General features: G+C 58.6%; 14 protein-coding genes. 12 read left to right on the forward strand and 2 right to left on the reverse strand.

All coding sequences use genetic code 11. The features are described 5' to 3' along the window. The first annotated feature begins 27 nt into the window (after window positions 1–27). Window positions 28–462: a hypothetical protein gene (locus tag P3T21_RS31515; RefSeq protein ID WP_429259861.1), complete on the forward strand. Its 435-nt coding sequence runs from the start codon at window positions 28–30 to the stop codon at window positions 460–462. Between the two features lie 73 nt (window positions 463–535). Then, window positions 536–1,378, forward strand: a complete 843-nt coding sequence (locus tag P3T21_RS31520; RefSeq protein ID WP_429259862.1) for an outer membrane lipoprotein-sorting protein — start codon at window positions 536–538, stop codon at window positions 1,376–1,378. Window positions 1,379–1,744: 366 nt separating this feature from the next. Here P3T21_RS31520 and P3T21_RS31525 read toward each other — a convergent pair whose 3' ends face one another. Continuing rightward, window positions 1,745–1,999, reverse strand: coding sequence for a hypothetical protein (locus P3T21_RS31525; RefSeq protein WP_429259863.1), 255 nt, complete (start codon window positions 1,997–1,999; stop codon window positions 1,745–1,747). Between the two features lie 189 nt (window positions 2,000–2,188). On the opposite strand from P3T21_RS31525, the gene P3T21_RS31530 reads away from it, so the two are divergent. After that, complete coding sequence (locus P3T21_RS31530; protein ID WP_429259864.1) at window positions 2,189–2,494, forward strand: panthothenate synthetase; 306 nt, start codon at window positions 2,189–2,191, stop codon at window positions 2,492–2,494. A gap of 66 nt (window positions 2,495–2,560) precedes the next feature. Here P3T21_RS31530 and P3T21_RS31535 read toward each other — a convergent pair whose 3' ends face one another. Further along, window positions 2,561–2,851, reverse strand: coding sequence for a hypothetical protein (locus P3T21_RS31535; protein ID WP_429259865.1), 291 nt, complete (start codon window positions 2,849–2,851; stop codon window positions 2,561–2,563). A 486-nt stretch (window positions 2,852–3,337) separates the two neighbouring features. Here P3T21_RS31535 and P3T21_RS31540 point away from each other — a divergent pair, with 486 nt between their 5' ends. The 9 genes from P3T21_RS31540 to P3T21_RS31580 all read left to right on the forward strand — a co-directional run bounded on the left by P3T21_RS31540 (window position 3,338) and on the right by P3T21_RS31580 (window position 12,684). Next, complete coding sequence (locus P3T21_RS31540) at window positions 3,338–5,002, forward strand: PRTRC system ParB family protein (protein WP_429259866.1); 1,665 nt, start codon at window positions 3,338–3,340, stop codon at window positions 5,000–5,002. Window positions 5,003–5,084: 82 nt separating this feature from the next. Beyond that, a complete protein-coding gene (locus P3T21_RS31545; protein WP_429259867.1) occupies window positions 5,085–5,549 on the forward strand; it encodes a PRTRC system protein E in 465 nt (154 codons plus the stop codon). 8 nt (window positions 5,550–5,557) lie between these two features. After that, window positions 5,558–7,024: a hypothetical protein gene (locus tag P3T21_RS31550; RefSeq protein ID WP_429259868.1), complete on the forward strand. Its 1,467-nt coding sequence runs from the start codon at window positions 5,558–5,560 to the stop codon at window positions 7,022–7,024. 120 nt (window positions 7,025–7,144) lie between these two features. Further along, window positions 7,145–7,348 (forward strand): hypothetical protein, encoded by a 204-nt coding sequence (locus tag P3T21_RS31555; RefSeq protein WP_429259869.1) that lies wholly within the window; start codon window positions 7,145–7,147, stop codon window positions 7,346–7,348. 77 nt (window positions 7,349–7,425) lie between these two features. Next, window positions 7,426–7,989, forward strand: coding sequence for a phospholipase D family protein (locus tag P3T21_RS31560; protein ID WP_429259870.1), 564 nt, complete (start codon window positions 7,426–7,428; stop codon window positions 7,987–7,989). 163 nt (window positions 7,990–8,152) lie between these two features. Further along, window positions 8,153–8,482 (forward strand): GntR family transcriptional regulator, encoded by a 330-nt coding sequence (locus P3T21_RS31565; protein ID WP_429259871.1) that lies wholly within the window; start codon window positions 8,153–8,155, stop codon window positions 8,480–8,482. Window positions 8,483–8,549: 67 nt separating this feature from the next. Beyond that, window positions 8,550–9,320: a DUF7221 family queuine tRNA-ribosyltransferase-like protein gene (locus P3T21_RS31570; protein WP_429259872.1), complete on the forward strand. Its 771-nt coding sequence runs from the start codon at window positions 8,550–8,552 to the stop codon at window positions 9,318–9,320. 55 nt (window positions 9,321–9,375) lie between these two features. Continuing rightward, on the forward strand, window positions 9,376–10,818 hold the full coding sequence (locus P3T21_RS31575; RefSeq protein ID WP_429259873.1) for an integrase: 1,443 nt from the start codon (window positions 9,376–9,378) through the stop codon (window positions 10,816–10,818). Window positions 10,819–10,944: 126 nt separating this feature from the next. Beyond that, complete coding sequence (locus tag P3T21_RS31580) at window positions 10,945–12,684, forward strand: hypothetical protein (protein WP_429259874.1); 1,740 nt, start codon at window positions 10,945–10,947, stop codon at window positions 12,682–12,684. The last annotated feature ends 69 nt before the right edge of the window (window positions 12,685–12,753 follow it).

Raw genomic sequence — 12,753 nt, forward strand, 5'->3', positions numbered from 1 at the left:
TTGCGCGCATTGGCCGGGGTGTGCGTCTTGCTGGTACTGGCAGGGCAGGGCGCATGCGTCAGCCCCGCCACTACCAGCGCGGTGGATCCCCGCGATGCGGCGCACGCGTGGCGGGTCCGCCGGGCGCCTTATTTCGACAGCAACTGGGGCGTCGATATTGTTGGCGTGAAACTGGTGTCCTCGGGCTGGATGCTGCAGTTCAAGTATCGCGTGACCGATCCGGACAAAGCCAAGGCGCTGCTCGACAGTCATGCGAAACCGTATCTTATCGATGAAGCAAGCGGTGCCAAGCTGGCTGTTCCAGCGCTCGAAAACACCGGTGAGTTGCGGCAGACCGCGGTGCCGGAGCAAGGTCGGACGTACTACATGATTTTTGGAAATGCCAATCAGATTGTGAAGCGTGGAAATCGAATAAACATTGAGATTGGCCAGTTCGTCGCGGACGACCTGATCGTCGAATAGTCTGACCTGGCTCTTTGCAGATGAGGTTCAAATGATGAAGCACGCAGACCTGAATTTTCGTGGCGCGAGCCTCATGCTCGTCGCCGGCATTGCGCTCGCCCTGTTGGCTCCGGCGCCGAGCATGGCCGAGACAGCCACCATGAGCGCCGCACAGGTGGTGGCAAAAAATGTCGCCGCGCGTGGCGGTCTTGAAGCGTGGCGTGCGGTGCATGCCGTGTCTTTCGCCGGCAAGATGGATGTGGGGCGTACTCACCCTGAGCCGCAAGGAACAGTCGACAACCCGCCCAGTTCGTCGCCCAAGCGTCACATGTTCGAAAAGGCCATGACCAGCAAGGGCGGCGCGATGGAGGGCACCGTGATTGCATTACCCTACCGTATCGAGATGAAGCGGCCGCGCAAGGTGCGCCTTGAAGTCGACTTTGCTGGAAAGACCGCGGTGCAGGTGTACGACGGCACTGCAGGGTGGTACTCGCGTCCGTATCTCGGCTATTCAACCGTGCAACCGTTCAACCCCACCGAATTGAAGCTCGCCGCCGACCAGCAGGATCTCGATGGCCTGCTGATCGACGCTGCCGCCAAAGGCAGCCAGATTGCGATGGAAGGCGTCGAACCCGTAGATGGGCGCCGTGCGTACAAGCTGAAGGTCACCCTGCAAAACGGCGACGTCCGCCACGTTTGGGTGGACGCAGGGAATTTTCTTGATGTCAAGGTCGATGGTACCCGGCAGGTCGGTACGCGCACGCGGACGATGGTCACGACGCTGCGCGACTACCGCAAGGTCAACGGTGTGATGATCCCGTTCGTGATGGAGACGGCGGGTGAGGGCATGAGGCAGCCGGAACGAATTGTGATCGAGCAGGCGACAGTTAATCCGGATCTGCCCGACACTCGCTTTGCTAAACCGCAGTTGAACTGAAATGACTTTGATGGCGACGTCCGGGTTTGCTAAAGCTTTCGTGGTGTTCTGACGGACAGGATGGATTGCAGTTCTATTACACGGCCTCCGGTCCGAGGCTTCGCTTGTAAGCGGCCGCTCGTGCGCACGGGACACGACGGTTGCGGATGACCGTAATGGCCGATGAAGGAGCGTTCGCCTTTGACAATCGAATGGCCGATTACGGGGCGGAGCCGACCCCTGAATGTCCGACCGACGACGCATGTGAGCGGCGGTTTATGGCCGGCTGCTGTCTCATGCAATGAGCATACGCAACCGAATCTCGCAAGGCTACGGTCGACTCAACCCGATCCATTACGGCCAGTCAGTCCCCCCCGAAGCAGCCGTTCAACGTTTCGCATGAGTCGCGTGCGCCGGCTTGTTGGCGACTCGCCGCTCGATGAAGAAGAAAACAGATTGCCGTACGTGAAATCGAGCGGCGTGGTGCTGCTTGTTCCCGGAGACGCCGCCGGGTTCAAGACAAGCCATCCGCAGCCCATTGCGAGATCGCCGAATTCCCAATCCGCTCTCTCCATGGGCGATGAGAATTCGCTGGCGAACGAGGTTGACCTTGCGAAGCTCCGCCTGCGCGACGTCTGCCATGGCGAAAGGGTGTCACCGTCCGAACTCGCCAGGCCTCATGGCCACCCGCACACCATACATGGACGTTAGCTCACGCTCCGCTATTCTTAATAGACGGACCGGTGGGTCCGTTGAATGCATGTCAGGCGGCATGAGTGCCAGAGGCCAACGTCTGGCTTCAGGGCGACAAGTTGAAAGGAGAATTGAATTATGAAGATGCTACTTACGGTCGAGATCCCTCATGAACCCTTCAACTCCCTCGTCAGAGGCGGGAAGGCGGGTGAGATTATTGGGCGTATCTTGGAAACTATCAAGCCGGAGGCGGTGTACTTTACTGAGCAAGACGGAATGCGATGTGGGATCTTCCTGATCAATGTAGAAGATTCATACGACGTTCCCGCTTTTGCGGAGCCCTTTTTTCTCAACTTCCGGGCCAACTGCAAGTTCCGCATTGTGATGAGCCCGGAGGATCTGCAAAAGGCCGGTCTGGACGAACTCGGCAAGAAGTGGGCGTGAGGAGCGGTCGGTGCGTGCGTCCCAATCCGCCCGCTGAACTCACGCGCTGCCAGTCGAAAGGCAAAGTTACTTCAGGTGAATGAGGACTGATCCCTCCGATATCTCCGGCGCGCCCACGCCCGTGCTTTCGGCGTTTTTCGCGATCCAGTCCTTCGCCTTTTGCACGCTTTCATCAATGCCTGCCTTGTCCTGGCAAACAGTCACCGAGAATCCGCCATCGCCGCTGCGTGCGAGGGTGTAGCCGACAAAGCTTTTGACCGAACGCATCAGCTCCTCGACGTCAGCCGTGCGCTTCTCCAGCAGATCGAACAACTCCTTTGCGCCCTTTCCGGAAAATCTCCTTATAACAGTTTGCATGATTGCATCCTCCTGTTTGATGGACCAGCGAGACGAGCATGCCGCACGAACAATGTGTGCAGCATGCAACTGCTCTTTCCGACAGCGTGTAGTGCGTGGAAGTAATTGAGAAGGCCACGCACCTGATTTCCGCGACCCATACCAAGTGTAGTCGCTGTGCCTTCGTAGTAAACCTGGGAGGCGGTGCAAAATCCTGGTGCCTTCAGCCAATGTCCGCAATGGGCCCGGTTTCAGTCCGACGAGCAATACCGCCATCGCACCGCACAAGTGAAATTCAACCATAGCATCCGGTACCCCATTTTTTGGCCGAAAGCGGTGCGGTTTTTTCCATCTTTCCCAGTATCGCTGTTGATCGGACGGCGGTATCGTTGCTTCACCTACCGCGTCCCTGACGCATCGATCCGCCGGCCTGCCCGGCAACCAGCTGTTAAACCCCATCGGGAACCGCTCCCGATCGGGAGCAGGTTCCCTCTCCGGAGAACCTGCATGCAACAGCCTACGATTCCCCTGAAGCACATCAAGCTCGGCCGCAACCCGCGCACCTATTTCGATCCCGCCAAAATGGCGGAAATGATCGAGTCCGTGCGTGTTCAGGGCGTGCTGCAGCCGATCATCGTCCGGCCTCTCGAAGGCGATGAATATGAAGTCGTCGCCGGCGGCCGCCGCTATCGCGCCGCGATGGAGGCGTACGGCGAGGAATACGCGATGCCGGTCGTCGTGAAGGAACTGGATGAGATCGAGGCGCGATCCACTGCGCTCGTCGAAAACATCCAGCGTGCCGACATGGCGCCGTCTGAAGAAGCCATCGCTGCTGCTGAGTATGTCGGCCTGAACAAGGGCGATCGGGATGAGGCTGCCCGGCTCCTGGGCTGGTCTCGACAGACGCTCGACAAGCGCCTGGCGCTCATGAACTGCAGCACTTCGGTCCTCGAAGCCCTCAACACCCGCCAGATCCAGCTGGGTCATGCGGAGCTGCTCGCGGCCCTCTCGAAAGAGAATCAGGACCGCGTGCTGCCGGTGATCGTCGCTGAAAAGCGTTCGGTCCCGGACGTGAAGAAACTGATCGAGAGCGCAGCATGCTCGCTCGCGACAGCCATCTTCGACAAGACTGATTGCGCGGCGTGTCCGCACAATTCGTCGACCCAGTCGGAGATGTTCGGCGAGTCGATTGCAACAGGTAACTGCACCAATCGGACCTGTTTCAACGAGAAAACTGAGATCGCTCTGGAAGCAACGGCTACCGCGCTCCGTGAGGACGTGCCGGTCGTTCGCATCGTGCGCGCGGGTGACAACCACACGCGTATCCAGCTTGCAATCGACGGCCCGTCAGGCGTCGGTCTCGAACAGGCCAAGGCGTGCCACGGCTGCCAGAACTATGGCGCGGCGGTAAGCGGCCTTCCCGATTCGTTGGGAAAGGTCTATCGCGGCCAGTGTTTCGACACCGTGTGCAACATGAAAAAGGTTGCCGCCCGCATCGCTCTCGAAAAGGCGGCGAACGCCCCGGCGAAAGCCGCCGATGCTGGCCAGCCCGCTTCGAAGACTGGCGACAAGCCATCCTCGAAAGCAGCAGGCAAGCCTGCGGAGACGGTAGCTACCGTCGTCGCAGAATCAGACCGGGTGAAGGCGTTTCGCGTCGCTTTGTGGCGCAAGGCCCTTCGCAAGGACATCGGCGGCAATCACGATCTCGCGCGTCAGTACCTGATCGCGATCGTGCTGGCAGGGCATGCGCGGCAGATCAACGAGTCGACGTTCCGCACGATGTGGGAACGCCTGACCGATGAAAAGCCGCCTGTGACCGATGTAGCGAAAGCCGCGGCTGCCGTGTCTCTGACGAGCGGCGAGGTGCAGTCGAACTTGATGCTCGCGATGCTGTTCTCCGCGATCGAAGGGATCGACGTGTCGTACCTGACGCAACTCTGCAAGTTCCACAAGCTCGAGCTGACGAAGCACTGGAAGCTCAGTGTGGATTTTCTCGAACTGATCACGAAGTCGGAAATGATGGTGATCGCCGACGAGCTGGGCCTGCGGGCCGCGCTTGGCGATAACTTTAAGAAGGTGTTCAGTAAATCGAAGCCGGAAGTGATCGAAGCGCTTCTCAAGGTCGACGGATTCGACTACGAGGGCAAGGTTCCGAAGGTTCTCAAATTCTGATGTACGGCGAGGCTTCGACCCTGTCGCTTTCCATTTTTGCGCCGCCACCGTGCGGCGCTTTTCATTTTTTCGAGGAGTTTCCATGTTCCAGGCTATTGAGGCGCTTGTCCGCTCAACCGGCAAGATCGTCCTGTCACTCGCGATGGACGGCGACAAGATGATGGTCTTCCTGACGCCGCAAGGCGACACGAAAGACGCCGTCCTGCGTCAGCCGCTGATCCTGAGCGCCACGCCCGCCGAACTGGACGAAGGCTTTGCAGCCGCCGTTCAGTCCTATTCCACTGCGCACAAGTCGCTCGACGAACAGGTTGCCGCTACAACGGCGATCCTGCAGTCGGCGGAAAAGTCGCAGGCTGGAAAGGCACAGAAGGCGCTGGCCAAAGGTTCGAAGTCGGCTCCGGCGCCATCGGCATCACCGGAGTCTTCGGATGAGGACCAGGACGAAGACGAAAGCGCCGACGGTGTGACATCACAGTCACCAGAGGCCGCTGCACCTGCAGCTGCTCCGGCGCAGTCGGGCACTGACCTTATCCAGCTTCTTCTCTGAGGTGATCCATGACTATCAGCATCGCAGCGGTCAACGAAGGGACGGCTGCCGCTCAACGCGTCGACCAACGTCGCAAGGGGCTTCTGCAGGTGATCGCAGGTCACGAAGCGACACTCGGCCAGCGCGACGCAATTCTTGGCGCCGCGACGTTGCGTGATGACGCGCAGCTACGGATCGGTCGCGAGGAATCGCGGATCGCACCGTTGCAGGCTGTCATCGCTGAGCTCGAAGCGAAGCAGCTTTCGCTCACTTCTGCGACTTCGAGCCTGAAAGGTCTGGAGTCGGAGGGTGTGTCGAAATCGGCATTGCTCAAGACCCTGCAACAGCAGGCATCAGTGGTCGACGCAGTTCCTTGCGCCGGCGATGAAATGCATGCTCGTTGTCCGCTTCTCGCTCAGGCACGTGAGGCATCGGCGAAGGCGGCTGAACAGCGTGTTTCGATCGAGACGCTTCGTGCGAACTTCCGCAAGTTTCGCGAGCAGGCCGATCAGTTGACGCCGCAGGTTCAGCAACTTGCGGCACGGCGAACCGAAATGCAAGCCATCAACGACGCGTTGGCGGCCGCGCGAAAGGATCTCGACAAGGCAACGAACCTCGCGGCCCGGAAACCACTGCTCGATGCAGCGACGGAAGGTGTCGCCACGGCGCGGGCAGATCTCGGAACCCTCGAAGTAGAGGAGACTGAAGGTCGAACCCGTCGTGAAGCCGAGACAGCCCGACTCACGGGTCTGTTGCGTGAAGTCGAGGCCGAAGCATCGAGGCTGGCCGCAGTCGATGTCACCGCAGCAATAGGGGACATCGACCGGCAATTGACGGCGAACCGAGAGGCAATCGTACGACTTGAAGCACAGATCGAATCACTGATCCGTTCTCAGGCCACGCGTGAAGCCGAACGTGACGCGATCACGAAAGAGTTGACCGGCTTCGACGCAACGCAGTCTCGCGCCGACCGTATCTCTGACGAGATCGCTCGCTGGAAACTGCTGGCAAAAGGGCTGGGCAATGAAGGAGTGATTGCCCTGACCATCGACGATGCCGGCCCGGCACTGACGCAGACGGTCAACGACCTGTTGCTTGCATGCTACGGGATGCGCTTCACGGTCGAGATTCAGACGCAACGTGAACTGGCTAACGGCGATCTGCGCGAGGGTTTCGAAATCCTCGTTCACGACGCTGAACACGACAGCACCAAGTCAGTCACGGTGATGTCGGGTGGCCAGAAGGTCTGGATCAACGAGTGTCTGACGCGAGGCATCGCGTTGTACCTCGCGCGCAATGCTGGCCAGCCGTATCAGACGCTGTTCAGTGACGAGTCCGATGGTCCGCTCGATCCGAAGCGAAAGCTTCAGTTCATGCGGATGAAGCGTGAGGTATTGCGCCAGGGTGGGTACGAGCGGGAGTTCTTCATCTCGCAGACACCTGACCTGATTTCGGAAGCCGATGCAGTGATCGACGTCGAAGCGCTCGCAGCCTGAGCGTCAGGCGTCCTTGGCTATCGCGTGTGAACCGCCCCTACGGGGGCGGTCCTCGCCTGAATCAGTTTCTCCTCATCGTTGCGCCTTTCGGGGCGCTCAACCTTTTTCCAATTCAAAACCATGTCCAACTTTCTCATGCTGCTGATTGCTGCGGCCGGTACTTCTTCGCTTTGCGCTTGCTCGACCCAGACCCAGGTGGCTGAGCCGCCGCACAGAGCGACGATTGTTGTCCACGAGCCCAAACGGGAAGAGGGCGACTTCGTTCTCTGCGACGACGGTCGCGTCATCGTGTTTCCGGCGTCGCATCCGAAAACCTGTACCTGAATTTCTTGCTCACTCGCAGTGGCCCCGACGTCGAAAGAAGCGGGGCTTTGGCGGTAAACATTCGTGGAGGCTTTTTTATGAATAAACAGATCATCGCGGCGACAGTCGCCGCCTGTCTCGTCGCAGCGGGTTGCCTGCTGTTGACGCAGCCGGCAGCGGCCGCCCAATCGGCGAACGTCGAAGTGGCGTTCTCACCTGATGGTGGCGCTGAACGGCTGGTGCTGCATACGGTTGAGGGCGCGCAGCACTCGATCCGTGTCATGGCGTACGCGTTCACCGCTCCGGCGGTGGTGCGTGCGCTGATTCTCGCGAAGCGGCGTGGTGTTGATGTTGCGGTAACGGTCGACTATCGCAGCAACATTGAAGACGACCGTTCTGGTCGTGCGCGCGCTGCTCTAGCGTCGCTGGTCTATGCCGGCATACCGGTTCGGACCGTAAGGGTCTACGCCTTGCAGCACTCAAAATTCCTGGTGGCTGATCAGAACATCGTGGAGACCGGGAGCTACAACTATACCCAGCAGGCGGCTCGCTACAATTCGGAGAACGCTTTGGTGATGAGTGGTAACGCGGCAATCGCTGCCGCCTATCTTTCAAACTGGAACACGGTAACGGCACAAGGGCAGTCGTACCCCGCGCCGTGAAATTCGAGATGGGCCCAAAACGGCTCCATCGAAATCGTGAATCATCTTCCTTCTGCGGGCGAGTGAATAACGTCTCCCATCGCGCACCACACCCGGCGAACCGCCCGTCGCTCTGGTCAAACTATTCAGCCGTCTCGACGGCGCGTTTTTATTTGAGGTATCGATGAACACTTCTCGAATCGCGGCGACGTGTCAGTCTGCACGTTCGCTCGCATCGGGCACCGAATGGCGTCCGGATTTTGCCAGCATTCGCGGCCGCGTCTATCTGGCCATCGCTTCACAGATCGAGTACGCGATTCGCTCCGGCGTCTTCCAGCTCGGCGACAAACTGCCTTCCCAGCGTGTGATTGCCGATGACCTTGGCTTTCACGTGAACACGATCAATCGCGCCTTCAGGGAAGCGGCTCGCCGCGGACTCGTTCGCGCTTGCACGCGTCGCGGCACCGTCGTTTCCATCGACGTGGCCGATCTCGAATCTGAACTCGGGCGATAGAAGCGCACCTTCAACCCTTGCGGGCAACCCCCGCAAGGGGGCTGCTCCGCTGAATACGGAGCAATCAATGATCCTCACCGAATCCTTGCTGCACGGCGCAGGTATGCCGATTCACCAACGCAACGCGGAACTGGATAGCGGTCTGCTGATGCGGGTTGGCATTCCCCACACCGGAGGAAAGCTCGCGTTTCACGCCTTCAACGAAGGGTACGCAGCGATGGTGTCGGCCAACGCATTCTGGGACGCATCTCGTGGGCGCTTTCGGATCCCCGAGGCGACGAATCTGACTGAGCTCGACTTCGCACTCGACAGCGCCGGGTATGTCGCCACCAAGCTGTTTCAATCGCGTGGACGGCAACCAGGAATGGCCAATATTTACCCGTGGAGTTATGAGCAATATCTTGAATTGGCCTCGTTGTCCGGGGCTTCATGGTTCGCACAAGCTGATCTTTGTTGTGAGCCGGATATAGCGATGGATCAGGCGACCATTGACTTTCGGGTCGATGCCACTGCGACGCTGCTGGAGGGGATGCTGCGCGTGGTCTACGCCTGGCAAAACGAACTAGCAAAGGACTGCAGCGCCGATGTCGCCCGAAATATGGTGCGGATTCCCGTACCTGTTTTGCAGGGCTGGCGGGTGTCCGATTACAGACGAAGCCTCGATCTCATGATGCAAGTGTGGGAGCGATGGCAACCGTGGGTGGCGCCACCGGCGCTTATTGGCCTCGGGTCGGTATGCCGAAGGAATCTCACAGATCCGGAGCACGGCCTGTACGCTATTCTCGCGGGTCTCGAAGGGCATCTTCCTGCTGGTTCGCGGCTTCACCTGTTCCATTAGCAGGTTTCTGTCTTTTATGTACGTTTGACATGTAGCGTCGATATGGACACAATGCGTGCCTTCCAATACTGCGCCCCACATGCCTCATACGCCATCTGTCTACACGCTTCCGATATTTCGCAATACCCGGGTTGCTGACGAACCGGCACCTGGACGTATTCCGGTAGACCATCGGGTCAAGGGGGAGCGGGTCAAGTATTGGCGCGAGTTACGCGCATCCAAGGCAGTGAAGTGGGAGACGTTCCCGCGCTTTCCACTAGTGCTCAATGCCGACGGATCACCGTGGCCTCCTGCCTGCATGTGGTTATTGGATCGTGCGCGGGCCAGGCCACATAAAATTTCGTCGCTGAATCCCATTGCGCAAGGGCTGCGGGCCTACAAGGAGTTCCTCGATGAATTCGGGCTCCAGTGGGACGATTTCTCTGCGGTCGACAAGTACCTGCGCCCTACTTACCTCTACAAAACCCACCTCCAAGATCTAATTAACAGCGGCGCCCTCAAGCACAGCACAGCCAGCAGCCGCATGCACTCTGTGGTGGGCTTCTATCGCTTCCTCATGGAGAGCAGTCGACTGGGCTTCCGTCCTCAGAACTCCCCATGGATTGATCGCACCGTCGGCCTTGAATACATCGATAGGAAGGGGTTCAAGCAAGTTAAGGCGGTGACGACGACCGACGTGTCGATCAGTGTTCCCAAGCGGGACTACGCGTGGGATCGCCGAATTGACGACGGGGGAAAGCTGCTGCCACTGTCCCGGCATGAGCAGAAAGCCTTGGTCAATTCGCTCAAGCTGCTGGGCAACCGCGAGTACGAGCTAATGCACTACGTCGCGCTCCTGACCGGTGCTCGTATCCAGACAGTCCTGACACTTCGTTGGGGTGATTTCGCTACGCCGCCGAGCCAAATCAACCAGTGGCCGTTCAAGTTGCAGTGCGGGCCAGGGACAGGCATCGACACCAAAGGCGATGTGTCGAATGTGTTCCTCGCAGTGCAAAGAAACCTCTACGAATGGCTGCATACCTACGCGGTTTCTGCCCGCGCCAGTTCCAGACGTGAGAAGTCCAAACGGAAGCAAGACCCGATGAACTATCTGTTCTTGTCCAGCCGGGGAGGTTCTCACTACGAGTCTAAGGATGATCTCAATGCCCTTCGGAATTCCACCGAGCCGATGAAACGCTCATCTTCGACAGGGCAGAACCTCCGGTCCTTCATCACCGACTACGTGATCCCTGAGATCCGTAAGACGATCCCCGACTTCCACTACCAATTCCATGACCTGCGGGCGACATTCGGGCTCAACTGGGTCGATGCGATCATGGAAAACCAAGACACGCGCCAACGCTATCTCTGGGCCAGAGATCAACTCCGCAGACTCATGTGGCACAAAAATCCAGCCACGACGGATCGGTATATCGAGTACCGTCAGCAAATTCAAAACCTCGAAAAGGCGGAAGCTCACTGGAACCAGAGTCTCATCGAACTTATCTGCTCAGCCTGAGCGTGACGATTTCAATGAAAAGAACGAGAAGTAACGGGACCCAACATGCACGAGATTGACTGGATCAGCACGGGTAGCGACTATCCTAGAGGTCTGCCCCGTCTGGCGTTCCCACTAGATGGCGCTATGCCCGATCTCTATGCGCCGCATAGTACGATTTTGCAGACCGCAGACGGTGTCCAGACCCATGCCTACCTGTGGTGCTACCTCGATCGCAAGGTACACGGTAGAAGATATCGATTCAACCCATCAAGCCTGTCGTCGCAGCGGGTCAAGGATATGCCTATGGCCATCGAGCGCCTATCCAAGCATTTCCGCTTCGCCAACGCCAGGCCCAGGACGGTGCGTGACGAGTTGGCGAACGGTCTGTCTAGGTTCTTGAACTGGCTCGATGCCCCGCTCCATAATGGGCGCTTTGAGTCGATCCTGAGCGACCCGGATCTCGCCCTTGAGGCCCTCCGAAAGCACCACAGCTACCTGCGACAGCGCATGCAGGCTAACCATACAGGAACGCGAATCGACGTGTCTACGGCGTCGATGTTGGATGTCGATGCCATCAAGATGATGTCCGTGATTCACGACCGAGAATACGGCAACGAGATTGAGGCCATCAAGTACATCCACGGCGAGGGTATCAAGACTCCAAAAACTGAGGACGTGGCCGCCCTCATGGCATGTGCGCAAGGGGTGTTCGACTCGGTGGTCCGGATCGTTCTTGACGAGTCACGGGATAACAGCGACTACGCCCCCATTGGCGAGTTGCGTTGGCAATCGGGATCTCAACAAGATTCAGTCCCGATCCAAACCGGCACCAACATCGAGCGCGTGATCGAACTCGGGTGCATAGCCTATGCCGCGTTGTGCATCGGCGACTCGGGTGCCAACCTTGCGCCGATCCAGTCGTACGAAGAGCCCGAGGACATGGATGCTCAACTGGAAAGGCCGGAAAGGCTCAACCTGCGCCACAAAGTCATCAAGTTCAGGGCCGGTGGAAAAGCGGTTCCGATTCACCTCACTTCCACCACTGTGACCCGCCTGCGGGCTTACATGCGCCTCCGGGAAGCGCTGCGCCAGCGGCTCGACGCCCCCGAAATCGGACCGATGTTCGTTCAATGCAAGTACCCTGGAACGTCTCACGCGAGGCCTCTGGGAATTACCCCGTTGTGGCACACTTTCACCTCTTCATTACGCGGTAGGTTCGGGGCCTTCGGCATCAAGCTACCTCTGGTGACGATGCAACAGTTGCGAGCCTATAAGTCCGGCAAAGTTGCCAAGGAGCACAAGCCCAAGGTGGCGGCTGACATGATGGGACATTCGGTCAGCACGGCCATCCGTAAGTACAGCAAGATCACGGATGCTGAGTCGAGATCGGAAATGGCCCCCTTCCTGGCCTCATTGACCTCGGTGATCCTGACCCGCTCGGAGGCAGGGGCCGAGTCGTCCAAGCGCGGCATCCCGATCACCGCCATCCCCGCCGGAGGTTGCGAAAACCACGGCCATCCCGAAGCTCTGTCTGGCAACCCGCTGGTGAAGCCAGACTGCAAGAAAACCGAAGGCTGCTTCTTCTGCAATAAGTACCATGTCCACGCCGACGAAGATGATTGCATCAAGCTAATGTCGTGCCGATCGGTGCTGGCACGCTTGGCTCCGAGACTCGGTGACTCAGGTGCTGCTGAACTGGTCTATGCCGTCGTGATTGAACGCATTGGTGCCTTGCTCAACGAAATCGAGCGAATCAATTTCGAAGCCCATGAGCGGGCTCGGGTGGCCGTTCTGGAGGAAGGCCGACTCAGCCGTTATTGGGCTAGCAAGCTCCAACAGCTTCACTTATTGGGTTTGCTGGACCCGTCTTCCGCAGTGGTCTGATCACGAGACGCCACATTCACTCTCAGCATCACCAATATCTGCTACAGAATACTTTCAATGCAAAGAAAC

This window comes from Paraburkholderia sp. GAS334, assembly GCF_050436625.1.
Lineage (GTDB): Bacteria > Pseudomonadota > Gammaproteobacteria > Burkholderiales > Burkholderiaceae > Paraburkholderia.